Source organism: Streptomyces sp. NPDC096205, from assembly GCF_044763135.1.
GTDB lineage: Bacteria > Actinomycetota > Actinomycetes > Streptomycetales > Streptomycetaceae > Streptomyces.
In genome coordinates this window covers 364,255-388,455 of sequence record NZ_JBIWFS010000007.1, presented here as the reverse complement: position 1 = coordinate 388,455, position 24,201 = coordinate 364,255, and the positions used below count along the sequence as shown (strand labels likewise).

Genomic DNA, 24,201 nt, shown 5'->3' with positions numbered 1-24,201 from the left:
GCTGACCTGAGCGAGCGCACGTGTGTGACACCCGAGACCGAAGCGGAGCAGACGGACTGATGGGACGAGCGGAAGACAGACGAGCGCGACAGCGCGGTGGCCGCCGCGCGGCGCCGGGGCGCCGCCGTTCGTCGCGGGCGGCCGGCCGCCCGAGCGGCATACGCCGGTTCTTCACCTGGAAGAAGATCCTCGGCACGTTCCTGGGCCTGTGCCTGCTCGGCATCGGCGCGTTCATCGTGCTCTACATGGTCGTGGACGTGCCCCAGGGCAACCCGGCCGCCCAGCGCCAGAGCAACATCTACCAGTTCAGCGACGGCACCATGCTGGCCCGCGACGGCAAGGTCAACCGCGAGATCGTCGACCTCGCCAAGATCCCCGAGCCGGTGCAGAAGACCTTCGTCGCCGCCGAGAACAAGTCCTTCTACCAGGACTCCGGCATCGACCTGAAGGGCACCGCCCGCGGCCTGCTCAACACCGTCACCGGCAAGGGCAAGCAGGGCGGCTCGACGATCACCCAGCAGTACGTCAAGAACTACTACCTCAGCCAGGAGCAGACGGTCAGCCGCAAGCTCAAGGAGCTGGTGATCTCGCTCAAGGTGGACCGCAAGATGTCCAAGGACGACATCCTCGCGGGCTACATCAACACCAGCTACTACGGCCGCGGCGCCTACGGCATCCAGGCCGCTGCCCAGGCCTACTACCGCGTCGACGCCGAGGAGCTCGACGTCGAGCAGGGCGCCTATCTCGCGGCACTGCTCCAGGCACCGAGCCAGTACGACTGGGCGGCCGCCTCCGACACCAGCAAGAAGCTGGTGACCAACCGCTGGAACTACGTCCTGGACAACATGGTCGAGGAGCACTGGCTGGACGCCTCCGAGCGCGCGTCCATGGAGTTCCCGGTGCCGAAGGAGCCCAAGGGCGCGCCCGGCCGGGAGGGCCAGAAGGGCTACCTGATCGACCTCGCCGACCGCCAGCTCCAGGACCGGCTGATGGCCGAGGAGGGCATCTCCCGCTCCGAGGCCGCGGCGCAGGTCGACCAGCAGGGCTGGACCATCACCCTGAACATCGACCCCAAGAAGCAGGCCGCGCTGGAGAAGGCCGTCAAGACGGAGCTGCTCGGCAAGCTCGACCCGAAGGAGCGCGAGGTCGACGCCGACGTCCAGCCGGGCGCGGTCTCCGTCGACCCCAGGACGGGCAAGATCGTCGCCCTCTACGGCGGCCGCGACTACTTCAAGCACTACTTCAGCAACGCCACGCGCCGCGAGTACCAGCCCGCCTCCACCTTCAAGCCGGTCATCCTGGCCGCCGCCCTGGAGGAGGGCTCCGAGACCCAGGACGGCGAGCCGATCACCGCGAGCACGGTCTACGACGGCGACAGCCGCCGCCCGGTCGTGGACGACGGCCGCAAGGTCGGCTTCGCGCCGCCGAACGAGGACGAGGAGGACTACGGCGACATCACGGTCCAGACCGCGATGAACAAGTCCGTCAACTCGGTTTTCGCCCAGATGGGCGTCGACGTCGGCATGGACACCGTCATGGACACCGCCCAGCGGCTCGGCATGGACACCGAGGGCATGCAGGCCGTGCCCGCCCAGACCCTGGGCTCCATGGGCGCGAGCCCCCTGGAGATGGCCGGCATCTACGCCACCTTTGCCAACCACGGCGAGAAGGTCACCCCGACCATCATCAAGTCGGCGTCGAAGAAGGGCCGCACGGTCCAGATCCCCGACCCCATCGGCGAGCAGGTCATCAGCCGCAACACCGCCGACGCCGTCACCTCCGTCCTCACCGGCGTGGTCGACGACGGTACGGCCCAGCGGTCCGTGCGCGACAACCCCATGCGCGACGGCCAGCAGGTCGCGGGCAAGACCGGCACCTCCGACAACAACAAGTCGGCCTGGTTCACCGGCTACACCCCGAGACTCGTCACCTCAGTCGGCCTGTTCGGCGAGGACGACAAGCCCCCGCACCGGCAGGTCCCGATGTACGAGGCCGGTGGCGAGGACCGGGTCAACGGCGGTGGCTTCCCGGCGCAGATCTGGGCGGCGTACACCTTCGGCGTCATGGACAAGGTCACCGAGTTCGACCTGGAGACCGACCAGGGCGCCGCGGTCGAGCCCACCTGGACGCCGACGGTCACTCCGTCGCAGAAGCCCAGCGAGACGCCGTCCGAGGAGCCGACCACCCAGGCCCCGACGACGAAGGCCCCCACGACCCGGCCGCCGACGACCGCGCCGACGACCGAGGAGCCGACGACGCAGCCGCCCACGACGACGGCCCCGCCCACGACGGCACCCCCGACGACGGCACCTCCGACGACGGAGATCCCACCGGACCCGGCCGATCCGGGGAACCTGGACGAATAGACACGAGGGGGCCCGGCATCTCGGATGCCGGGCCCCCTCCATGTCCCCAGGGGCGCGGGGAACTGCGCGAGAAACCGAGAAGGACCCGCACCCGCCAGACGGCCGCAACCACCCGGCGGGCAGGCGGGATCAACTCCGGTTCAGCTCGAACCACACCACCTTGCCGGTGCTCAGCCGGGTCGCACCCCACCGCCGGGCCAGCCTGTTGACGAGGTAGAGCCCGCGCCCGCCCTCGTCCGTGGCCCGGGCCTGCCGCAGCCGGGGCAGCTGCGGTACGTCGTCGCCCACCTCGCAGCGCAGGACGTCCGTGCGCAGCAGCCGCAGGGTGACCGGCCGCGAGGCGTACCGCACGGCGTTGGTCACGACCTCGCTCACCAGCAGCTCCACCGAATCGGTGAGCTCCTCCAGCTCCCACCGGGCCAGCGCGCCCCGGGCCAGTCGGCGCGCACGGCTCGGCGCGGAGTCCTCCGGCTCCAGCGACCAGTACGCCACATCGCTCGGCGCGATCCCGTCGAACCGCGCGGCGAGCAGCGCGATGTCGTCGTCCCGGTCACCGGGACCGAGCATGTCGAGCACCTCGTCGCACAGCGCCTCCAGCGGAGGCGGATGATCCGGACCGGTCAGCTGCGCGGTCGCGGCGAGGCGCTCGCGCAGTTGCTCTATGCCGGTCCACACGTCCCGCAGCCGCGACTCCACCAGCCCGTCGGTGTACAGCAGCAGCGTCGCCCCGGCGGGCGCGTCCAGCTCGACCGCCTCGAAGTCGACGCCGCCCACGCCGATGGGCGCGCCCGGCGGCACCCGCAGCACCTCCGCCCGGCCGCCCAGATGCAGCAGGACTGGCGGCGGATGCCCGGCGTTGGCGATGGTGATCCGATGGGTGACCGGGTCGTAGACGGCGTACAGACAGGTCGCCATGCGGTCCGTGCCCAGGCGCTGCGCCTGCTCGTCGAGGTGGTGCAGCACCTCCTGCGGCGGCAGGTCCAGCCCCGCGAGGGTCTGCGCGGTCGTGCGCAGCTGGCCCATGATCGCCGCGGACGTCATGGAGTGCCCCATGACGTCACCGACCACCAGCGCCACCCGCGAACCCGGCAGCGGGATCGCGTCGTACCAGTCGCCGCCCACCCGCGCGGTCTCCGCCGCCGGGAGGTAGCGGGACGCCAGCCGGACGCCCGTGGGGCGCGGCAGGGTCTCCGGGAGCATGGTGCGCTGCAACTCGTCGGCGATGTACGCCTCACGGCCGTACAGCACCGCCTTGTCGATGCCGAGCGCGCTGTGCGTGGCGAGCTGGGCCGCGACCAGCAGGTCGTCGGTCTCGAACGGGATGCGCTCGGGGCGGCGCAGGAAGACGGCCGCGCCGATCACCCGGCGCCGGCCGCGCAGCGGCGCGAGGATCGCACGGCGGCCGCCCGGCACGATCGCCTCGCCGTCGTCGCCGAGGAGTTCGGGCAGCGCGGCACGGGCCGCGGGCGCGTCCGCGAACACCGGCCGCACCCCGCGCAGCACCTCGGCGAGCGCCCCGCCGGGCCGCACCTCGCACAACTCCGAGGTCACCGAGGACAGTTCGGTCGGCTCCGGGGCCTGGGCGGGCAGGAGGCCGCCGTCGGTGTCCCGCTCCTCGGGTATCCGGTCGGTGCGGCGCAGCCGCAGCACCACCGGGCCGGTGGGCCGCTCGTCGCCGACCGGCAGCGGATCGCGCAGATACACCAGGATCGCGTCGGCGAAGGTCGGCACGGTCGCCCGGCACAGCCCCATCACGATCTCGTCGAGGTCGATGCCGCGGGCGATCCGCCGGGTCGCCGCGCCCACGAACCGCAGCCGGTCGCCGTCGCGCCGCATCGGCGTGGGCCGGCCGCCGGGCACACCCGCGCCGCTGCGCCGCTCCTTGCCGCCCGGACCGCGCCCCGCGCCGTCCGGGTCGGTGCCGGGCTGGGCGGGGATCGCCTCGGGCACCGGGCGGGGGCGGTGGGTGCCCGTCTCCGCCGAGGCCGGCTGGGAGTGCTCCGGGCCGCTGTCGCCCTCGGGCGTCACGGACGTACCCGCCGGCGGGCTCTCACCGGAACCGGACCGGGCCTGCGCCGGTAACCCGGAACTCGGGGTGCGGCCCGTGGCCGGGGTATGCAGGAGCGCCCCGCGGGGGTCCGCGGGGTCGACGCCCGCCTGGGGGCGTTCATAGGAGGTCGGGTTCTCCGTCACGCGTATGAAATCCGTCCGTCCGGGGCTGCGCGCCGCGCGTGCAGTTCTTCCCGCAGAAATTCCGATACCCGGAATACGTGCCCCAGGAACGGAGTTCCCGCGTGGTCAGAGACTGTTCCTGTGTCACCGGCGGGCCTGCCGCGGCCCGCACGGGTGTTGCCGTCGTACCCCTCGCTCACGCCCTGCCGCCCCTCGGTGACATCCGGTCAGACTCGCTGTGCGCGCCGGTGGTTGCCCCCGCGCGCCCTTGCGGAGGACGATCCTACGTTTCATGCCCGGGGGCGCATCAAGGGTCTCATGAGGACATGTACGCGGGCGTACGGTCCCAGTCGTCCGGCAGAGACGGTACCGCCCAGGACGGATCCGGGCGCCAGTGCTGCCAGCCGTCCTTGAACGGAGAGCCCCACGAGCGGATCGCCTCCAGCGCGTCGCGGCCCGCCGCGCGGACCCGCCCGGCCAGCTCGGCGCCGACCAGCCCGTCGCGCTGGGCCTGCGCGAACTCGTCCTCGTCCCGCCAGTGCCAACTGCGGTCCGGGTGCACGGAGATGTCCAGGAAGTGGTCCTCGGAGTCCACGCCGCCCTGCCAACGGGTCAGCGGCTCCTCGAGGTTGACGTACCAGTTCTTGAACTGCCAGCCCGGCTCCCAGAACAGCCACACCGACCAGGGCCGGCCCGGCTGGGCCAGCTTCAGCACGCCCGTGCCGAACCAGCGGTCGCGCTGCACCGTGCGCGGCTTGGTGTAGCGCGACTCCAGAGGTTCCACGTGCACGGGCGTGCCGTCCGCCAGCACCGGCTTCACGCACTCGGTGCCGGGCGCCAGCCACACGGCGAGCAGGTCGGCGTCGTCCCGTACGACGGTGACGGGGCGCGCGATGTGGAACCCGTCCCCGGCGTTCTCCCGGTACCGCCACAGGATCCGGCTCCCGGGCGCCCAGAAGGCCGCCGCGCCGTCCGCCGTACCGCCCGCCGTCCCGCGTCTCACCGCTCCACCGTCTGCCATGCACAGATATTAGGTGTCACGGAGGTACGACGCTGCGGTGCGCGTCACGGTTCGTACGGTCGGACCCACGCGGTCACGGGCGGGTCATGCGCAGCACGTCCAGCGCCGCGTCGAGCTGCTCCAGGGTGAGGTCGCCGCGCTCGATGTAGCCGCCCTCCAGGACCACTTGACGGATCGTCCTCCGCTCGGCGAGCGACTTCTTGGCGACCTTCGCGGCCTCCTCGTAGCCGATGTACTTGTTCAGCGGCGTCACCACCGACGGCGACGACTCGGCGTACTCGCGGGCCCGTTCACGGTTCGCGGTGATGCCGTCCACGGTGCGGTCGGCCAGCAGCCGGGAGACGTTGGCCAGAAGCCGTACGGACTCCAGGACGTTGCGGGCGATCACCGGCAGCATCACGTTCAGCTCGAAGTTGCCCGCGGCGCCGGCCGCGGCGACGGCGGCGTCGTTGCCGGTGACCTGCGCGGCGACCATCAGCACCGCCTCCGGGATCACCGGGTTGACCTTGCCCGGCATGATCGAGGAGCCGGGCTGGAGATCGGGCAGGGTGATCTCGGCGAGGCCGGTGCGCGGCCCGGACGCCATCCACCGCAGGTCGTTGGCGATCTTCGTCAGGCCCACCGCGATCGTCCGCAGCTGCCCGCTGGTCTCCACGATCCCGTCGCGCGCGCCCTGCGCCTCGAAGTGGTCGCGCGCCTCGGTCAGCGGCAGCCCCGTGACCCGGGCGACCTCCTCGATGACGGCCGCGGAGAAGCCGGGCGGGGTGTTGATGCCGGTGCCGACGGCGGTCCCGCCGAGCGGCAGTTCGGCGAGCCGGGGCAGGGACGCGGTCAGCCGCTCGACCCCGTAGCGCACCTGGGCGGCGTACCCGCCGAACTCCTGGCCCAGCGTGACGGGCGTGGCGTCCATCAGATGCGTACGGCCCGACTTCACGACATCGGCGAACTCCTCGGACTTGCGGGAGAGCGCGGCGGCGAGGTGCTCCAGGGCCGGGATCAGATCGCGGGTGACGGCGGCCGTGGCGGCGATGTGGATCGAGGAGGGGAAGACGTCGTTGGACGACTGGGAGGCGTTGACGTGGTCGTTCGGGTGCACGGGCCGGCCGAGCCGCTCGCTCGCCAGGGTCGCGATCACCTCGTTGGTGTTCATGTTGGACGACGTTCCGGACCCGGTCTGGAACACGTCCACCGGGAAGTGCTCGTCCCAGCGTCCCCCGGCGACCTCGGCGGCCGCGTCCTGGATCGCCCCGGCGATCTCCTTGTCCAGCACCCCCAGCTCGGCGTTGACCTTTGCCGCGGCGCCCTTGATCCGGGCCAGCGCCTCGATGTGCGCGCGCTCGATGCGCTGCCCGGACACGGGGAAGTTCTCGATCGCGCGCTGGGTCTGCGCCCGCCACTTGGCGTGGGCGGGGACCCGTACCTCGCCCATCGAGTCGTGCTCGATCCGGTAGTCCTGCTCTTCGTCGGCCACTGCCGATCACCTCCACCTGTCACAGCATCCGGGACGTGACAGCTGTTCCCCTCGCGGCGCGATCTTCACCGTCGGAGAATCGGGAGGGGGAGGTGTGCAACCGGGTTCCGGTTGGGCGGCACTCCACAGCAGGCACAGGAGGCAGATCATGCTCCGCAGCATCAGGACGCTTCTCGCGCTCGGGGCCGGGCTAGCCACGGCAGGCACCCTCGTCGTCGCCGCGCCCGCCTCGGCCCAGGACGAGGACTTCACCCTCTACGCCAAGGAGGTCCCCGGCGAACAGGACGACCAGGGCGAGCAGCAGGCCCCCGAGGTCGGCGACAGCTTCTCCTTCGCCGACGACCTCTTCCGCGAGAAGGGCGGCAAGCAGGTCGGCCGCGACGGCGTGGTCTGCACGGTCGTCCGCGCCGGCAACCCGATGGACATCCTGTGCGTCGGCACCTTCGACCTGGCCGGCGGCCAGCTCACCGCCCAGGTCCTGCAGACGGTCCCGCTGGACGAGTCCGCCGCACTCGCCGAGTTCGACGCGGCCGTCACCGGCGGCACGGACGACTATTCCGGGGCGAGCGGCCAGATCCACTTCAGCGACGACGGGGACTATCAGCGGCTGGACTTCCAGCTGGGCAGCTGACCTTCAAGCCCGTCCGGCGTTTGAGGACGAGGCCCGTTCAGGGCCGACGGGGGTCCAGGGGGCGGAGCCCCCTGGGGATGGGGCGGCGGGGGCGAGAAAACCCCCGCCGCACCCGAAGGCGTTACGCCAGCCCAGGCCCCCGAACCGGAATCGAGGTGAACGTCGGCGCGGGCGCCGGGTCCTGGAAGAAGTCGTTGCCCTTGTCGTCCACGACGATGAACGCCGGGAAGTCCTCGACCTCGATCTTCCAGACGGCCTCCATGCCGAGCTCCTCGTACTCGACGACCTCGACCTTCTTGATGCAGTCCTGCGCGAGCCGCGCCGCGGGCCCACCGATGGACCCGAGGTAGAAGCCGCCGTGCGAGCCACACGCGTCGGTGACCTGCTTGCTGCGGTTGCCCTTGGCGAGCATCACCTTGGACCCCCCGGCGGCCTGGAACTGCTCCACGTAGGAGTCCATGCGCCCGGCCGTCGTAGGCCCGAACGACCCCGACGCGTACCCCTCGGGCGTCTTCGCCGGACCGGCGTAGTACACCGGGTGGTCCTTGAGGTACTGCGGCATCTCCTCGCCCGCGTCCAGCCGCTCCTTGATCTTCGCGTGCGCGATGTCACGGGCCACGACCAGCGGACCGGTCAGCGACAGCCGCGTCTTGACCGGGTACTTGGTCAGCTCGGCGAGGATGTCGTCCATCGGCTGGTTGAGGTCGATCTTCACGACGTCGGAGGACTCGTCCAGGTGCTCCTCGGTCGTGTCCGGCAGGAACCGCGCCGGGTCCGTCTCCAGCTGCTCCAGGAACACGCCCTCGGCGGTGATCTTCGCGACGGCCTGCCGGTCGGCCGAGCAGGACACGGCGATGGCGACCGGGCAGGACGCGCCGTGGCGGGGCAGCCGGACCACACGGACGTCGTGGCAGAAGTACTTGCCGCCGAACTGCGCGCCGATGCCGATCTTCTGCGTGAGCTCGAAGACCTTCTCCTCCAGCTCCTTGTCCCGGAAGCCGTGCCCGAGGGGCGAGCCCTCGGCGGGGATCTCGTCCAGGTAGTGCGCGGAGGCGTACTTGGCGGTCTTCAGGGCGTACTCGGCGGACGTACCGCCGACCACGATCGCCAGGTGGTACGGCGGGCAGGCGGCCGTGCCCAGCGAACGGATCTTCTCCTCCAGGAACTTCATCATGGAGGCCTCGTTCAGGACGGCCTTCGTCTCCTGGTAGAGGAACGACTTGTTGGCCGAGCCGCCGCCCTTGGCCATGAACAGGAACTTGTAGGCGCCGCCGTCGGTGGCGTACAGCTCGATCTGCGCCGGCAGGTTCGAGCCGGTGTTCTTCTCCTCCCACATGGTGAGCGGAGCCATCTGCGAGTACCGCAGGTTCAGCTTGGTGTAGGCGTCGTAGATGCCCTTGCTGAGCGCCTTCTCGTCCTCACCTTCGGTGAGGACGTTCTGCCCGCGCTTGCCCATCACGATCGCCGTGCCGGTGTCCTGGCACATCGGCAGCACGCCTGCGGCAGCGATGTTCGCGTTCTTCAGCAGGTCCAGTGCGACGAACTTGTCGTTGCTCGACGCCTCGGGGTCGTCGATGATCCGCCGCAGCTGCGCCAGGTGGGCCGGGCGCAGGTAGTGCTGGATGTCGTGGATGGCCTCCTCGGCCAGCTTGCGCAGCGCCTCCGGCTCGACCTTGAGGAACGTCCGCCCGTCGGCCTCGAAGGTGGAGACACCCTCGGAGGTCACCAGCCGGTAGGGGGTGGTGTCCTCTCCCATGGGGAGCAGATCGGTGTACGCGAACTCAGGCATCTCAGCCCATTCCTCACTGTGACGGACGGCGCCCGCCGACGCTGGCGAGCCTCACCAGCGTAGAACCTGCCACCGACAGCGAGCTTGTGAGGTAGGGCTCAGTCGACGGCCGCCCATCGGCGTGGGGTCACTCGCGCGGGGGGTGTCGCGATCTATCGTGTTTCGGTACGCTGCTGTCGTGGACCTTCAGAAGCAGACCGAGGACCCTCCCGGCGGGACCGCCGCCCCCGCGCCCGCAGCCGAGCTGCGCGCCTCCGACGCCGACCGCGACCGCGTCGCCGACATCCTGCGCGAGGCCCTGGCCGAGGGCCGGCTGACCGCCGAGGAGCACGCCGAGCGCGTCGAGGGCGTCCTGGCCGCCCGCACGGCCGGTGACCTGGAGGTCTTCATACGGGACCTGCCCGCGGCGCACGCACCCCGCACCGCCTCCGCGTACACCGCCGCCTACACCGCCCCGAACCGCCCGACGACCGGCGCCATCCCGGTCGACCCGGACGACAACGTGGTCGCTGTGTTCGCGAGCGCTGTCCGCAAGGGCCGCTGGCGCGCGGGCCGCCGTATCCACGCCTACGCGATCTTCGGCAGCGTCGAGATCGACCTCAGCGAGGCGCTGTTCGAGTACCAGCAGGTCGTCATCAAGGCGTTCTCGGTGTTCGGCAGCGTCGAGATCCGCGTCCCGGAGAACGTGTCGCTGCGCGGCACCGGCGGCGGAGTCCTCGGCAACTTCGAGGTGGCCCCGCTGGACGCGACCGACCCGCAGGCGCCGGTGGTCTTCGTCGACGGCTGGGCCGTGCTCGGCAATGTGGAGGCGCGGCCCAGGCGCGGCAAGGTCGTCGCGGACATCCTCGATCGCGTCCAGCGCAAGGTCGACCGGAGTTTGCGCAGGCATCTCGGTCATTGACGGGTGCGAACCGGTCCTTTCCGGCGGTTGTGAACTCCCTGCATAGGCGCGCGCACAGCGGGTAGACCTTGCTGCATCGTCGCTCGCTCGCGAAGCCGTCGTCAGGAGTAGACCGTGCTGCAACCGCCGCATTCGTCCCTGCAGGTAGCTGCCGTTCCGGCCCAGCGGGTGCCGGTGCGGGACAGGGACCAAGACGCACCCTGGCACACCGAGGCGGTGTGCCGGCGCGACGAGGCCGGCCTGTTCTTCGCTCCCTCCAAGGAACCCACCGCCGCCCGGCTCTCCCGCGAAGAGGCGGCCAAGCGCGTCTGCGCCCGCTGTCCCGTCATGGTCGAGTGCCGCGAGCACGCCCTCCTCCAGCCCGAGCCCTACGGCGTCTGGGGCGGCCTCACCGCCGCCGAACGCCGCGTGGTCCTGGCGCGGCGCCGCCGCCGCGAACTGGAACTCCAGAAGGCGCGAGCGGCGACCCGCATACCGCAGGCGGGCTGACACATACGAGAAGGGGCGCCCTCCTCCGCACAGGAGGGCGCCCCTTTGTGATGCTGCTGGGGGTCATGTACCCAAGGGGCGCGGGGAACTGCGCGAGCAACCACCCACGACCCGCACCCGAAGGCGGCGTCAAACCCCCACGGCGCTACTTCGCCCGGTCGAAGTCGATCGCGCTGTACGCCCGCAGCTTGCTCAGCCGGTGCTCGGAGTCGATCCTGCGCACCGTCCCCGACTTCGACCGCATCACGATCGAGTCGGTCGTGGCCGTCTCCGACCGGTAGCGCACGCCCCGCAGCAGCTCACCGTCGGTGATGCCGGTCGCCACGAAGAACACGTTCTCCCCGGTGACGAGGTCCTCGGTGGTCAGGACGCGGTCCAGGTCGTGCCCGGCGTCGATCGCCCGCTGCCGCTCCTCGTCGTCCTTCGGCCACAGCTTGCCCTGGATCGTTCCGCCGAGGCACTTCACCGCGCAGGCCGAGATGATGCCCTCCGGCGTACCGCCGATGCCGAGCAGCAGGTCCACGCCCGTGCCCTCGCGCAGCGCCAGGATCGAGCCGGCGACGTCACCGTCGGAGATCAGCTTGATGCGCGCGCCGGTCTCCCGGATCTCGTTGATGATGCCCTCGTGCCGCGGCCGGTCCAGGATGACCACGGTCACGTCCTCCGGCGTGGCCCGCTTGGCCTTGGCGACCCGGCGGATGTTCACCGACACCGGAGCGTCGATGTCCACGAAGTCCGCGGCCTCGGGGCCGGTGACCAGCTTGTCCATGTAGAACACGGCGGACGGGTCGAACATCGCCCCGCGCTCGGTGGCCGCGAGGACGGCGATCGCGTTCGGCATGCCCTTGGCGGTCAGCGTGGTGCCGTCGATCGGGTCGACGGCGATGTCCACCTCCGGCCCGGTGCCGTCGCCGACGCGCTCCCCGTTGAAGAGCATCGGGGCCTCGTCCTTCTCGCCCTCGCCGATGACGACCACGCCGTTCATCGACACGGTCGACACGAGGGTCCGCATGGCACGCACCGCGGCACCGTCGGCGCCGTTCTTGTCACCGCGCCCCACCCAGCGGCCCGCGGCCATCGCGGCGGCTTCGGTCACCCGGACGAGTTCCAGGGCGAGGTTGCGGTCGGGGGCCTCGGAGGGGACGTCCAGCTCGGACGGCAAGTGATGATGCTCGGTCATCGGAGCGCACCTTTCTGATACGACGACGGCCGGATGAGGGTTGTGCCTGACGACTCTATCGTCAGGCCGACAAACTGAGCAGGGGGCCCCACGGATGAGCAGAGGGGGTCACCTGCGACCATAGGGGGCGTGGCAGGTACGTACGGCAAGCAGAAGTCGGCCCGGGACATGATCCTTTCCCTGGGCCTCATCGTCCTCGCGGCGTTGGTGGTCTACGTCTTCATCCCGCACGAGGACAGGGAACCCGACCTCCAGCGCGTCGACTACCGCGTGGAGCTGCTGACCGCGCGCCGCGCCGCCGCGTACCCGGTGGCGGCGCCCGAGGGTCTGCCGAACACCTGGAAGGCCACGTCCGTGCGCTTCCGCGGCGACAAGTTCGACGCCTGGCACCTGGGCTTCCACGACCCCGACGGCGAGTACGTGGCGGTCGAGCAGTCCACCGAGCGGCAGGCCGCGTTCGTCGACCGGGCCAGCCAGGGCGCCGAGGAGACGAAGACCACCGAGCAGATCGGCGGCCGCACCTGGGTCCGCTACACCGGAGGCCGCTACGACGCGCTGGTCCTCAAGGGTGAGGACGGCGCGACCACGATGGTGACCGGCACGGCCTCCTTCGCCCGCCTGACGGAGATGGCGCGGGCGCTGAAGCAGGGCTGAGCGGCACTTTTCCGCTCCGCGGGCTCCGTCAGGTGGGCCGCGGGACTTCCGGAGGTCGCCTTCGGGGCAGTCGTACGAAGAGGCGCCGAAGAGGATAAGACGAAGAGGCGCCGAAGAGGACAAAGAGGTCAGAAGAGGGCAAAGAGGCAAAAGAGGCCCCTGGCATCAGCGCCGGGGGCCTCTTCGCCTGCGTACGGCCTACGGCCTACTCCTCGCCCTCGGCGGGGCCCTCCGCGGACTCGTCCTCCGCCGCCAGCGCCGCGTCCAGCCGCGCCCGGGCGCCCTCCAGCCAGCGCCGGCACACCTTGGCCAGCTCCTCGCCGCGCTCCCACAGCGCGAGGGACTCCTCGAGCGTCGTACCGCCGGCCTCCAGCCGCCGTACGACCTCGATCAGCTCGTCACGCGCCTGCTCGTAGCCGAGCGCCTCATCCACCTTGCTGGTCATCCGCCCACCCTATGCATCCACTCGTACGGAGAACTCGCCCTCGGCGACCCGCGCCCGCAGCGTCTCGTCGGCCGACACCTCGCCCGGGTCGCGCACCACATGCCCGTCGGCCCGCTGGAGCACCGCATACCCGCGCTGGAGCGTCGCCGCGGGGGACAGGGCCACCACGCGCGCGTGCGTGTGCGTCAGCTCGGAGTCGGCGCGGTCCAGGAGGTGGCCGAGGCAGCGCCGGGACCGCTCCATCAGCGCGTCGACCTGGTCGGCGCGCTCCTCGACCATCCGGTGCGGGTCCTCTATCGACGGACGGGCCAGCGCATGGGCGAGCCCGCGCTCCTCGCGCGCGAGGTAGCCCTCGACGCAGCGCCGCGCCCGGTCGCGCAGCTGCCGCACCCGCTCCAGTTCCTCGCCGACGTCCGGCACGACCTTCTTGGCCGCGTCGGTGGGCGTGGAGGCGCGCAGGTCGGCGACGTAGTCGAGCAGCGGGGTGTCCGGCTCGTGGCCGATCGCCGACACCACCGGCGTACGGCAGGCGGCGACGGCCCGCACCAGCTGCTCGTCGGAGAACGGCAGCAGGTCCTCCACGCTGCCGCCGCCGCGCGCCACGATGATCACGTCGACCTCGTCGAGCGCGTCCAGCTCCTTGACCGCCTGCACCACCTGCGGCACCGCGTGCACGCCCTGCACGGGGACGTTGCGCACCTCGAAGCGGACGGCCGGCCAGCGGTGCCGGGCGTTCTCCAGCACGTCCCGCTCGGCGGCCGAGGCGCGCCCGCAGACCAGCCCGATGAGCTGCGGCAGAAAGGGCAGCGGCTTCTTGCGCTCCGGCGCGAACAGCCCCTCGCCCGCGAGCGCCTTCTTCAGCTGCTCGAGCCGCGCCAGCAGCTCGCCCACGCCCACGGGCCGTATCTCGGCGGCCCGCAGCGACAGCTGGCCCCGGGGCGCGTACCACTCGGGCTTGGCGAGCACCACGACCCGCGCGCCCTCGCTGACCACGTCGGCCACCGCGTCGAACACCTGCCGGTAGCAGGTCACGCTCACCGAGATGTCGTACGACGGATCGCGCAGCGTCAGGAACACGACCCCGGCGCCGGGCCGCCGCGACAACTGCGTGATCTGCCCCTCGACCCACACCGCCCCGAGCCGGTCGATCCACCCACCGATGAGCCGCGACACCTCGCCGACGGGCAACGGGGACTCGGGAGTCGTGTTCACAGCCATGCCGCCGAGCGTAACGGCCACCACCGACAATCCGGCCCGGCGCGGGCGGGGCGCCGCTACGCCGCTGCCGGGCGTGCCCGCTGGGCGAGCAGCACCCCGAGCCCGGCCACGCACCAGATCGCGCCCACCACCTGGGCCGTGCCGGAGGCCTCCACGATCACCGCGACGGTGATCGCCGCTCCGGCCACCGGCACGAGCACATGCCGCCACCAGCTGACCGGCCCTCCCCGGCGGCGTACGGCGAACCAGCTCACCACGCTCGCGTGCAGGAGCGTGAAGGCGGTCAGGGCGCCGATGTCGACGACCGAGACCAGGTGGTCCATGCCGTCGTCGCGGCGGGCCGCCCACACCGCGGCGACCAGGGTGACCACCGCCGCGCAGGACAGCGCGACGCGCGGCACGCCGCCGTCGGTACGGGCGAGCGCACGCGGGAGCCGTCCGTCGCGGCCCATCGCGAACAGCAGCCGCCCCGCCGCGGCCTGCCCGGCCAGCGCGGCGAACGCGGCACCGACGGCCTTGCTGACCGCCACCAGGTCGTGCAGCCAGCTGCCGACGGAGACGTCCACGGCGTCGTAGAAGGCGGCACCCTGCCGCGCGGGATCGGCGGCCAGCTCGGCCGAGGACACCGGCTCCAGCAGGGCGACCAGATAGGCCTGCGTCACGAACAGCACACCCGCAAGGGCGAGGCAGAACAGCACCGCGCGGGCGACCTTCTCCGCACCGCCGGTGACCTCTTCCGCGAAGGAGGCGATCGCGTCGAAGCCCAGATACGACAGCACCGCGATGGACACCGCCCCGAGGACGGCCCCCAGCGCGAAGCCGCCCTGGGTGCCGTCCCCGGACAGCGGCGACAGCCAGCCGCGCTCGGCTCCGTCGCGCGCGAGCACCACGACCGCCGAGACGACGAACACCAGCAGGACCACGATCTCCAGTGCCAGCACCAGGAAGCCCACGCGCGCGGCGACCCGTACGCCCCACAGGTTGAGCAGCGTCGTCACCACGACCGCGAGCGCCGTCCACACCCAGCGCGAGACCTCCGGGACCAGCGCCTCCATGGCGATGCCGGAGAACAGATAGGCGACCGCGGGGATCAGCAGGTAGTCGAGCATCGCCATCCACCCGGCGACGAACCCCGCCTCCTTCCCGAGCGCCACGCGCGCGTACGCGAAGACGGAGCCGGCCTGCGGCACCACCCGCACCATCTGCGCGTACGAGAACGCGGTGAAGGCCATCGCGACGGTGGCGACGAGATACACGAGCGCGACCGCGCCGTGCGAGCGGGCGTCCAGGGTGCCGAACACACCGACCGGTGCCATGGGCGCGATGAACAGCAGCCCGTAGACCACCAGGTCCCGGAAGCCCAGGGAGCGCCGCAGCCGATGATGCTCGTCCGTCGCCGGAACCTGTGTGCCGGTCTCGGACATCGGTTCCTCCGCCCGTCGCTGGTCGGCCGCCTTCTGGCCAGTTTCCCCGGCGCCCCGCCGGGCACGCGATCTTTGGGCGCCCGAACGCGGCCTTACGATGGGACGCATGACTTCTTCGCCTGGCCGTCGTGTCCTGCTCGCCGCCCCCCGCGGCTACTGCGCGGGTGTGGACCGCGCCGTGATCGCCGTCGAGAAAGCCCTCGAGCAGTACGGCGCTCCGGTCTACGTGCGGCACGAGATCGTGCACAACAAGTACGTCGTGCAGACCCTGGAGAAGAAGGGCGCGATCTTCGTCGAGCAGACGGAGGAGGTGCCGCCGGGCAACATCGTGATGTTCTCCGCGCACGGTGTCGCCCCGGTCGTCCACGACGAGGCCGCGCGCGGCAAGCTGGCCACCATCGACGCCACCTGCCCGCTGGTCACCAAGGTCCACAAGGAAGCCGTCCGCTTCGCGAACGAGGACTACGACATCCTCCTCATCGGCCACGAGGGCCACGAGGAGGTCATCGGCACCTCCGGCGAGGCCCCCGAGCACATCCAGCTCGTCGACGGCCCCGAGGACGTGGCGAAGGTCGAGGTCCGCGACGAGTCGAAGGTCGTCTGGCTGTCCCAGACGACTCTCTCGGTCGACGAGACCATGGAGACCGTGGACGCGCTCAAGGAGAAGTTCCCGCAGCTGATCTCCCCGCCGAGCGACGACATCTGCTACGCCACGCAGAACCGCCAGCTCGCGGTGAAGCAGATGGGCGCAGAGGCCGACCTCGTCATCGTCGTCGGCTCGCGCAACTCCTCGAACTCCAAGCGGCTGGTGGAGGTCGCCAAGCTGGCCGGCGCCCGCGACGCCTACCTGGTCGACTTCGCGAGCGAGATCGACGAGGCCTGGCTGGAGGGCGTCTCGACCGTCGGCGTCACCTCGGGCGCCTCCGTGCCGGAGGTGCTGGTCGAGGAGGTGCTGGCCTGGCTCGCCGAGCGCGGCTACGAGGACGTGGAGCTGGTCAAGGCCGCCGAGGAGTCCATCACCTTCTCCCTGCCCAAGGAGCTGCGCCGCGACCTGCGCACCGAGGCCGCGGCTCTGGTGGCGGAGCGGGGCGGCAAGGGGCCGGAGGGCTCCGCAGGGGCCTGACTGTCAGTGGTCCGTCGTAACGTAGGGCCATGCAGATCTTCGGCGTGGACATCGGCGGGTCCGGGATCAAGGGCGCCCCTGTGGACCTGGAGAAGGGCGACCTGGCCCAGGAGCGCCACAAGGTGCTCACACCTCATCCGGCGACCCCGGACGCGGTGGCCGACGGCGTGCGCGAGGTCGTCGAGCAGTACGAGTGGGCGGGCCCGGTGGGCATCACCTTCCCGGGGGTCGTGACGGGCGGCTCCACGATCCGCACCGCGGCCAACGTCGACAAGGGCTGGGTCGACACCGACGCGCGCGCCCTGCTGAGCGAGCGCCTCGGCGGCCTCCCGGTGACGGTCGTCAACGACGCGGACGCGGCGGGCGTCGCCGAGATGCGCTTCGGCGCCGGGCGCGACCGCAGCGGCACGGTCATCCTCCTCACCTTCGGCACCGGCATCGGCAGCGCCCTCTTCGTCGACGGCGTCCTCGTCCCCAACTCCGAACTCGGCCATCTCGAACTGGGCGGCCATGACGCGGAGAAGCGCGCCTCCAGCAAGGCCAAGGAGGACGCCGACCTGACCTGGGAACACTGGGCCCACCGCGTCCAGAAGTACCTGGCCCACGTCGAGATGCTGTTCTCCCCGGAGCTCTTCATCATCGGCGGCGGCGTCAGCCGCAAGTCCGCCAAGTTCCTCCCCTTCATCGACGGCATCAGAGCGGAGATCGTGCCGGCGCAGCTGCAGAACAACGCGGGCATCGTGGGGGCGGCCATGCGGGCGGCGGAGGAGGGGACGGCCGGGGGCGCGGGGCGCTAGACCTTTCGGCGTGCTGAGGCGGCCGGCCGAGGAACCTGCCGGTGGCCGGTGCCTAGGAACCTGCCGGTGGCCGGGTTCTCGCCTGGGGTCCCGGGCGTCGGCCGGTCGGCTGGAACCTGCGCACGGTCACGATGACACCGGCCGCCAGCGTCCCTCCGTACAGCCAGGCGGCCTGCGTGGCCAGCGCGGTGAAGAGGCCCATCAGCCGCCCGCCCACCCCCTCCCCGCCCGTGACCGTCAGCAGCCCCGCAGCGAAGGCGATCGGCACGACGACCGGCCCGGTCATCAGGTCCCCCCGCCGCACCCACAGCGCGGTCAACACGCTCACCGGCAGGAACAGCACGCCGTACACCGTCAGGGACGCCCCGAACAGCAGCCGGTCCAGCGAGCCCAGCGCAAGCATCACCGCCGAGCAGAACAGACCGCCACCGAGCCCGGTCAGTCGCGGATCGGGCAGCCGCCGCAGCGCAGGCGGGCGCGGGGGAGCGGGCCGCCGTGCTCCGGCGGGGCGGGGCCGGGTCATACCGGGGGGACGGGGGCGGCCGACCGGCAGGCGGGGGCGGCGGCGGCCATCCTGATCGGGACGGCCGCCATCCGGCTGGGGACGTGGGCTGCCCGCTTGGGGGCGTGGACCGCCCGGTTGGGGACGCGGACCGCCCGGTTGGGGACGGGGGTCGGCCGGCTGGGGACGTGGGCCGCCCGCTTGGGGGCGTGGACCGCCCGGCTGAGGACGAGGGCCGCCCGGCTGAGGTCGAGGGCCGCCCGGCTGAGGTCGAGGGCCGCCCGGCCGGGGACCGTCGGTGCGCGGCTGCGGACCGCCCGTGCCCGGCTCGGGGCGGCCGAAGGGCAGGTCCGGACGGGCGTCCGCTCGGCCACGGGGCCCTGCGCCCTCCTGCTCCCGGAACTCTGGGACCCCGTGCTCACGGGCCGCTGGGGCCCTCTGCTCCCGGGGCCCGACGGCCGGCGTCCGTGGCTGGCTGGGGGCCGGACGGGTGGGCCGGGGCGGGCGGGCCCCAGGGTCGGCGGAGCCGGCCTGCGGCGGCAGCGGGGGCGTGCCGGGGCGCGGTCCGGGCCGGTCGGGGCGAGTCCTGTGTTGCTCCACTGGACCAACTTAGGTCGGTTTATGTGCTGAATGGCCCTCCAGACACGCCGGGGGACCGAGCTTGGCCAAGCGTTCGACAGATCGCCCGGGCCCGCGCCGGGCACCCCGTAAACTGGTGGATCGGCCAGCCCTGTCCTCTGGCCCTGGCCCGAAGGCCCCCAGGCCTCGAAGGTCCCCTGGCCCCTCTCACGTAACGGGAAGTCGCAACGTGTCGCTCACGATCGGAATCGTCGGTCTGCCGAATGTCGGCAAGTCGACCCTGTTCAACGCCCTGACCAAGAACGACGTGCTGGCGGCCAACTACCCGTTCGCCACGATCGAGCCGAACGTCGGCGTGGTCGGCGTCCCCGACACCCGCCTGGCGAAGCTGGCCGAGATCTTCTCCTCGGAGCGGGTCCTCCCCGCGACGGTCGACTTCGTCGACATCGCCGGCATCGTGCGCGGCGCCTCCGAGGGCGAGGGCCTGGGCAACAAGTTCCTGGCGAACATCCGCGAGTCCGACGCGATCTGCCAGGTCATCCGCGCCTTCAAGGACGAGAACGTCGTGCACGTCGACGGCAAGGTCTCGCCCAAGGACGACATCGAGACGATCAACACCGAGCTGATCCTCGCCGACCTCCAGACGATCGAGAAGGTCCTGCCGCGCCTCCAGAAGGAGTCCCGGATCAAGAAGGACGTGGCTCCGAAGGTCAAGGCGGTCGAGGAGGCGAAGGAGATCCTGGAGAAGGGCGACACCCTGTTCTCCCAGGGCATCCTCCAGGGCACGGAGCGCGCCGAGCTGCTCCACGACCTGCACCTGCTGACCACGAAGCCCTTCCTCTACGTCTTCAACGTCGACGAGGACGAGCTGACGGACGACGCCTTCAAGGACGAGCAGCGCGCCCTGGTCGCCCCCGCCGAGGCGATCTTCCTGAACGCCAAGCTGGAGGCCGACCTCGCCGAGCTGGACGAGGAGGAGGCCATGGAGCTCCTGGAGTCCGTCGGCCAGCACGAGCCCGGCCTCGCCACCCTCGCCCGCGTCGGCTTCGACACCCTCGGCCTGCAGACCTACCTCACGGCCGGCCCCAAGGAATCCCGCGCCTGGACCATCAAGAAGGGCGCCACGGCCCCCGAGGCGGCCGGCGTCATCCACACGGACTTCCAGAAGGGCTTCATCAAGGCCGAGGTCATCTCCTTCACCGACCTCGTCGAAACCGGCTCGGTCGCCGAGGCCCGCGCCAAGGGCAAGGCCCGCATGGAGGGCAAGGACTACGTCATGCAGGACGGGGACGTGGTGGAGTTCCGCTTCAACGTGTGACGGCTGCCGACCCACCACCACGTCGCCGATCTGGCAAGCAGGCCGGTCACAAGGGGTCCGACTCTTCGGGGTCGGACCCCTTGTTTTTCCCGACACCCGGCCGCAAGTCGTGTTGACGGATCTCGGTCCGGCGGGCTGAAGCTCGCCCACAAGGGGGATGCTGGTGGGCGCTGCGACTGGCGGGCTCTGTCACTAACGCCTATGTTACTAACATTATTGTTAGTTCCATGGGTGGGAAGGTCGGCAGGTCGTGGTGGATTTCGTAGGCCGTCGGCAGGAGCTGGCGACGTTGGAGCGAGAGCTGCGGAAGGTGGCGGCCGGGGTTGGCGGGGAGCGACCCGGTCGGTGCGTGATGTTGCGTGGGCGGCGCCGGGTGGGCAAGTCGCGACTGGTCGAGCGGTTTGCGGAGCGCTCCGGAGCCCCGTTCTTGTTCTACGCGGCGACCGGTGCGTCCCCCAGGGACGATCTGGCACGGCTGGCCAGGGACGCCCAGGCGTCGACGCTGCCGTTGGCGGGTCTGGTGGCCGCCGCACGGCCGGAGAGCTGGGACGCCGCGTTCGATGTGCTGGCTGCGGCGCTGCCCGCCGACCGGGCGAGCGTGCTGGTCATCGACGAGGTGCCGTACCTGATGGGTGCCGATGGCGCCTTTGAGGGGATGCTGCAACGAGCCTGGGACCGGGTGCTGGAGACCAAGCCGGTGCTGCTGGTCCTCATCGGCTCCGATCTGTCCATGATGGAGGCTCTGAACAGCTATGGACGCCCCTTCCATCAGCGCGGCCGGGAGATGGTGCTGGGGCCGCTGAACCCCGCCGAGGTAGGGAGGATGCTCGGGTTGGAGCCGGCGGAAGCCTTCGACGCCGCGCTGGTCACCGGCGGGCTGCCGCTGATCTGTGCGGAGTGGCCGCGGGGCGCGGGGCTGTGGGACTTCCTCGGCGAGACGCTGAGTGATCCGGTCTCGGCCCTGTTGGTGTCGGCTGAGCGCTCGCTGGCTGCCGAGTTTCCCCCGCAGGCTCAGGCACGTACGGTGCTGGCGGCTGTCGGTAGTGGCGAGCGGACCTTCACCAACATTGCCCGTGCGGCCGGCGGAATCGGAGCCACCCCGCTGCAGCGAGCGCTGGAGCTGCTCACGGACAAGCGGATCGTCGCTGCGGAGCTTCCCGTTTCGCTGCGTCCGTCGAAGGACCGCCGCTACCGGGTGGCAGACCCTTACCTGCGGTTCTGGCTGCACCTGCTGGGCCCCTCCATGGAGGAGATCGAGCGAGGGCGGGGTGATCTGACCTTGGCGCGGATCCGGGAGAGCTGGACCAGTTGGCGCGGCCGGGCGATCGAGCCGCTCATCCGGGAGGCGCTGGTCCGGATACTGCCCGACGACCAGCTCCCCGCAGCCCCCGCAGTGGGCGGCTACTGGACCCGCACCAACGACGTCGAGATCGACATCGTCGGTGCGGACCGTGCCCCCATTGCCAAGGAGCTGCTCTTCCTCGGCTCCATCAAGTGGCTGGAGCAGTCGCCCTTCGACCGGCACGACCTGGCAGCTCTCCATCGACATCGGGCCGCCCTTACCGACCAACCTGTTCCAGTCGTGGCGGTCTCGCGCAGTGGAGTCGACTCTCCGGGGCTCGATGCTGCCTACGGGCCCGGCGACCTGCTGGACGCCTGGCCGCTGTGAGTGGCGGATCGCAGGCGAGGCAGGGGAGTTGGTACGTGCGATCAGGCCGAGGGCGTTGCGGAGATGTCCCCCCAGACCTCGGCCCTTCCCGTCCCGCCGCCCTCAGTCCCCCATGTACTTCACCACCGCCGCCCCCACCTGCTCCCCCGTGACCGGAAACCCAGGGAACCGGGTCAGGCGGATGAGGGGGATGGCGCGGAGCATGGGGCCGGTGTGCGGGTCGGACAGGAGGGCGGCGAAGCCGTTGGTGCCGAAGGTGGTGCGGAGCCAGGGGCCGGCTGTGGGGTGGGTGAGCCACTGGTCGGCTGTGGAGTCGGCGGTGAGGGGTGGGGTGTAGGTGTCGCCGGGGAGGGTGATGGTGGTCTCCAGGCGGATGTCGCGGGAGGACGCGCCGAGGCGGAGGCCGAAGGTGCCGGCTTCGATGATCCAGTCGGCGGCGATCTCGTGCCAGAAGGCGAAGGCACGGCGCCCCAGGGGCAGGGTGACGCGTTCGCTCTGGCCCGGTTCGAGAGGGACTCGGGTGAACGCGCGGAGTTCCTGCGCGGGACGGTGGACGGACGCCTCGGGGTCGGTGACGTAGAGCTGGACGGTCTCGGTGCCGGCCCGCTCGCCGGTGTTGGTGACGGTGAGGGTGATGTCGACCTGGGGGTCGTCGCCGTCCGACCGGACGGTGACCTCGAGGTCGCTGTAGGCGAAGGCCGTGTAGGACAGGCCGTGTCCGAACGGGTACGCCACCGGCATGCGGCGGGTGTCGTACCAGCGGTAGCCGATGAGCGGGCCCTCGGCGTAGCGGACGCGGCCGAACTCCCCGGGGAAGGTGCCGACCGCCGGGGTGTCCTCGTAGCGCTGGGGGATGGTCTCGGCGAGCTTGCCGGACGGGTTCGCGTGGCCGAGCAGCAGGTCCGCGCAGGCCGAGCCGCCGGCTTGGCCGAGCAGCCATGCCTCCAGCAGGGCGGGGACGCGGTCCTGCCAGGGAGCGACGGTGACGACGGAGCCGTTGGACAGGACGACGACGGTGCGGGGGTTGGCGTCGAGGACGGCGTGCAGCAGGGCGATCTGGGGGGCGGGCAGGTCCATGTGGTCGCGGTCGTAGCCCTCGGACTCGTACGACGGAGGCAGCCCGAGGAACAGGACGGCGATCTCGGCGTCCGCCGCCGTACGGACGGCCTGCGCGACGAGGTCGGGATCGGCTTCCGCGGACTCGATCACATAGCCGGGGGCGAAGGTCACCTCACGCCGGCCGTCGAGCGCGGCCCGCAGGGCGTCCAGCGCCGAGTCGAGGCGGGTGGGGTTGACCTGCGACGATCCCGCGCCCTGGAATCGGGGCGTGCGGGCGAATTCGCCGATGACGGCGACGGCGCCGACGGCGTCCGGGTCGAGGGGCAGCAGGGCGCCGTCGTTCTTCAGCAGTACGGCGCTCGCGGTGGCGGCCTCGCGGGCGAGGGCATGGTGGGCGTCGGCGTCGAAGCCGTCGGCCCCCTCTGACCCCTCTGACCCCTCTGACCCCGCGCACCACTCGCCGAGGGCGGGCAGCGCGCGGTCGACGAGGGTGAGCACACGGGTGACCGCCGTGTCGATGTCGCTCTCGTCGAGCCGGCCGGCGGCCAGGGCGTCGAGGATCGCGCGGGTGCCCGCGCCGCTGGAGGAGGGCATCTCCAGGTCGACTCCCGCGGCGACGGTCTCCGGGCGGTCGCCGACGCCGCCCCAGTCGGAGACGACCAGGCCCTCGAAGCCCCACTCCTCGCGCAGGATGCCGGTGAGCAGACGGCGGCTCTCGGCGACGTAGGTGCCATTGATCTTGTTGTAGGAGGACATGACGGTCCAGGGCCGCGCCTTGGTGACGACGGTCTCGAAGGCCGTCAGGTAGATCTCGCGCAGGGTGCGCTCGTCGATCTCGGCGGAGACCGTCATACGGTCGGTCTCCTGGTTGTTGGCGGCGAAGTGCTTGACCGACGCACCGACGCCCTGGCTCTGCAGGCCGGTGACCAGAGCGGCGCCGAGTTCGCCGGCGAGGTGCGGGTCCTCGGAGAAGTACTCGAAGTTGCGCCCGCACAGCGGCGAGCGCTTCATGTTGATGCCGGGGCCGAGCAGCACCGAGACGCGCTCGGCACGGCATTCACGGCCGAGGGCCTCGCCGACCCGGCCGAGGAGGCCGACGTCCCAGCTGGACGCCAGGCCCGCGGCGGGCGGGAAGCAGGTGGCCCGGACGCTGTCGAGGAGCCCCAGATGGTCACCGTCGTCGGGCTGTTTGCGCAGGCCGTGCGGTCCGTCCGACAGCATCACGGACGGGATGCCGAGCCGTTCGACGGGCTGGGTGTGCCAGAAGTCCGAGCCGTCCAGCAGCGCGGCCTTCTCCTCCAAAGTGAGCGCGGCGAGCAGAGCGGGGATGTCGAGTCGCGGGGCGGCAGTGGTCATACGTCAACTCCAGGTGGGGTGGGGAGGCTTCGGTGTC

20 protein-coding genes are annotated in these 24,201 nt (G+C 71.4%); 9 read left to right on the top strand and 11 right to left on the bottom strand.

Annotated elements, in window-relative coordinates:
• The first annotated feature begins 59 nt into the window (after positions 1-59).
• The gene (locus tag ACIQ6Y_RS26590; RefSeq protein ID WP_404042491.1) at positions 60-2,366 is read left to right on the top strand and encodes a transglycosylase domain-containing protein; all 2,307 of its coding nucleotides are present in this window, start codon (positions 60-62) and stop codon (positions 2,364-2,366) included.
• A gap of 129 nt (positions 2,367-2,495) precedes the next feature.
• On the opposite strand, the gene ACIQ6Y_RS26585 is transcribed toward ACIQ6Y_RS26590, so the two are convergent.
• The 3 genes from ACIQ6Y_RS26585 to ACIQ6Y_RS26575 form a co-directional block, all read right to left on the bottom strand.
• Complete coding sequence (locus ACIQ6Y_RS26585) at positions 2,496-4,559, bottom strand: SpoIIE family protein phosphatase (RefSeq protein ID WP_404042490.1); 2,064 nt, start codon at positions 4,557-4,559, stop codon at positions 2,496-2,498.
• Positions 4,560-4,854: 295 nt separating this feature from the next.
• On the bottom strand, positions 4,855-5,559 hold the full coding sequence (locus ACIQ6Y_RS26580; RefSeq protein WP_404042489.1) for a DUF402 domain-containing protein: 705 nt from the start codon (positions 5,557-5,559) through the stop codon (positions 4,855-4,857).
• Positions 5,560-5,632: 73 nt separating this feature from the next.
• Positions 5,633-7,030, bottom strand: a complete 1,398-nt coding sequence (locus tag ACIQ6Y_RS26575; RefSeq protein WP_404042488.1) for a class II fumarate hydratase — start codon at positions 7,028-7,030, stop codon at positions 5,633-5,635.
• Between the two features lie 148 nt (positions 7,031-7,178).
• Here ACIQ6Y_RS26575 and ACIQ6Y_RS26570 point away from each other — a divergent pair, with 148 nt between their 5' ends.
• The gene (locus ACIQ6Y_RS26570; RefSeq protein WP_404042487.1) at positions 7,179-7,661 is read left to right on the top strand and encodes a hypothetical protein; all 483 of its coding nucleotides are present in this window, start codon (positions 7,179-7,181) and stop codon (positions 7,659-7,661) included.
• 121 nt (positions 7,662-7,782) lie between these two features.
• Here the strand turns inward: ACIQ6Y_RS26570 and ACIQ6Y_RS26565 are convergent, their stop codons facing one another.
• Positions 7,783-9,450 (bottom strand): fumarate hydratase, encoded by a 1,668-nt coding sequence (locus tag ACIQ6Y_RS26565; protein WP_404042486.1) that lies wholly within the window; start codon positions 9,448-9,450, stop codon positions 7,783-7,785.
• A gap of 178 nt (positions 9,451-9,628) precedes the next feature.
• Here ACIQ6Y_RS26565 and ACIQ6Y_RS26560 point away from each other — a divergent pair, with 178 nt between their 5' ends.
• Positions 9,629-10,351 (top strand): DUF1707 domain-containing protein, encoded by a 723-nt coding sequence (locus ACIQ6Y_RS26560; RefSeq protein ID WP_404042485.1) that lies wholly within the window; start codon positions 9,629-9,631, stop codon positions 10,349-10,351.
• 114 nt (positions 10,352-10,465) lie between these two features.
• Entirely contained in the window at positions 10,466-10,840 is a 375-nt protein-coding gene (locus tag ACIQ6Y_RS26555) for a WhiB family transcriptional regulator (protein WP_404042484.1), read from the top strand.
• A 145-nt stretch (positions 10,841-10,985) separates the two neighbouring features.
• Here the strand turns inward: ACIQ6Y_RS26555 and glpX are convergent, their stop codons facing one another.
• A complete protein-coding gene (gene glpX, locus ACIQ6Y_RS26550) occupies positions 10,986-12,020 on the bottom strand; it encodes a class II fructose-bisphosphatase (protein ID WP_404042483.1) in 1,035 nt (344 codons plus the stop codon).
• Between the two features lie 129 nt (positions 12,021-12,149).
• Here glpX and ACIQ6Y_RS26545 point away from each other — a divergent pair, with 129 nt between their 5' ends.
• Positions 12,150-12,674, top strand: a complete 525-nt coding sequence (locus ACIQ6Y_RS26545; protein WP_404042482.1) for a DUF4245 domain-containing protein — start codon at positions 12,150-12,152, stop codon at positions 12,672-12,674.
• 205 nt (positions 12,675-12,879) lie between these two features.
• Here ACIQ6Y_RS26545 and ACIQ6Y_RS26540 read toward each other — a convergent pair whose 3' ends face one another.
• From ACIQ6Y_RS26540 to ACIQ6Y_RS26530, 3 genes are read right to left on the bottom strand one after another with little or no spacing between them, the layout of a single operon-like run.
• The gene (locus ACIQ6Y_RS26540) at positions 12,880-13,119 is read right to left on the bottom strand and encodes an exodeoxyribonuclease VII small subunit (protein ID WP_404042481.1); all 240 of its coding nucleotides are present in this window, start codon (positions 13,117-13,119) and stop codon (positions 12,880-12,882) included.
• A gap of 9 nt (positions 13,120-13,128) precedes the next feature.
• Positions 13,129-14,337: an exodeoxyribonuclease VII large subunit gene (xseA, locus tag ACIQ6Y_RS26535; protein ID WP_404042480.1), complete on the bottom strand. Its 1,209-nt coding sequence runs from the start codon at positions 14,335-14,337 to the stop codon at positions 13,129-13,131.
• Between the two features lie 56 nt (positions 14,338-14,393).
• The gene (locus tag ACIQ6Y_RS26530) at positions 14,394-15,761 is read right to left on the bottom strand and encodes an APC family permease (protein WP_404042479.1); all 1,368 of its coding nucleotides are present in this window, start codon (positions 15,759-15,761) and stop codon (positions 14,394-14,396) included.
• A gap of 97 nt (positions 15,762-15,858) precedes the next feature.
• On the opposite strand from ACIQ6Y_RS26530, the gene ACIQ6Y_RS26525 reads away from it, so the two are divergent.
• Positions 15,859-16,884, top strand: coding sequence for a 4-hydroxy-3-methylbut-2-enyl diphosphate reductase (locus ACIQ6Y_RS26525; RefSeq protein WP_404042478.1), 1,026 nt, complete (start codon positions 15,859-15,861; stop codon positions 16,882-16,884).
• Positions 16,885-16,913: 29 nt separating this feature from the next.
• Positions 16,914-17,681: a polyphosphate--glucose phosphotransferase gene (ppgK, locus tag ACIQ6Y_RS26520; RefSeq protein WP_404042477.1), complete on the top strand. Its 768-nt coding sequence runs from the start codon at positions 16,914-16,916 to the stop codon at positions 17,679-17,681.
• A 52-nt stretch (positions 17,682-17,733) separates the two neighbouring features.
• Here ppgK and ACIQ6Y_RS26515 read toward each other — a convergent pair whose 3' ends face one another.
• Together ACIQ6Y_RS26515 and ACIQ6Y_RS26510 are read right to left on the bottom strand one after the other, a co-directional pair.
• A complete protein-coding gene (locus tag ACIQ6Y_RS26515) occupies positions 17,734-18,204 on the bottom strand; it encodes a DUF6542 domain-containing protein (protein WP_404042476.1) in 471 nt (156 codons plus the stop codon).
• Positions 18,201-18,557 carry a hypothetical protein gene (locus ACIQ6Y_RS26510; RefSeq protein WP_404042475.1) on the bottom strand — a complete coding sequence of 119 codons (357 nt, stop codon included), beginning with the start codon at positions 18,555-18,557 and terminating at the stop codon, positions 18,201-18,203. Before ACIQ6Y_RS26510 ends, ACIQ6Y_RS26515 begins: the two co-directional genes overlap by 4 nt.
• Before the next feature lie 434 nt (positions 18,558-18,991).
• Here ACIQ6Y_RS26510 and ychF point away from each other — a divergent pair, with 434 nt between their 5' ends.
• Together ychF and ACIQ6Y_RS26500 are read left to right on the top strand one after the other, a co-directional pair.
• On the top strand, positions 18,992-20,080 hold the full coding sequence (gene ychF, locus ACIQ6Y_RS26505; protein ID WP_404042474.1) for a redox-regulated ATPase YchF: 1,089 nt from the start codon (positions 18,992-18,994) through the stop codon (positions 20,078-20,080).
• 250 nt (positions 20,081-20,330) lie between these two features.
• A complete protein-coding gene (locus ACIQ6Y_RS26500; RefSeq protein WP_404042473.1) occupies positions 20,331-21,749 on the top strand; it encodes an ATP-binding protein in 1,419 nt (472 codons plus the stop codon).
• 102 nt (positions 21,750-21,851) lie between these two features.
• On the opposite strand, the gene ACIQ6Y_RS26495 is transcribed toward ACIQ6Y_RS26500, so the two are convergent.
• Positions 21,852-24,164: a glycoside hydrolase family 3 C-terminal domain-containing protein gene (locus ACIQ6Y_RS26495; RefSeq protein WP_404042472.1), complete on the bottom strand. Its 2,313-nt coding sequence runs from the start codon at positions 24,162-24,164 to the stop codon at positions 21,852-21,854.
• Positions 24,165-24,201 lie beyond the last annotated feature (37 nt).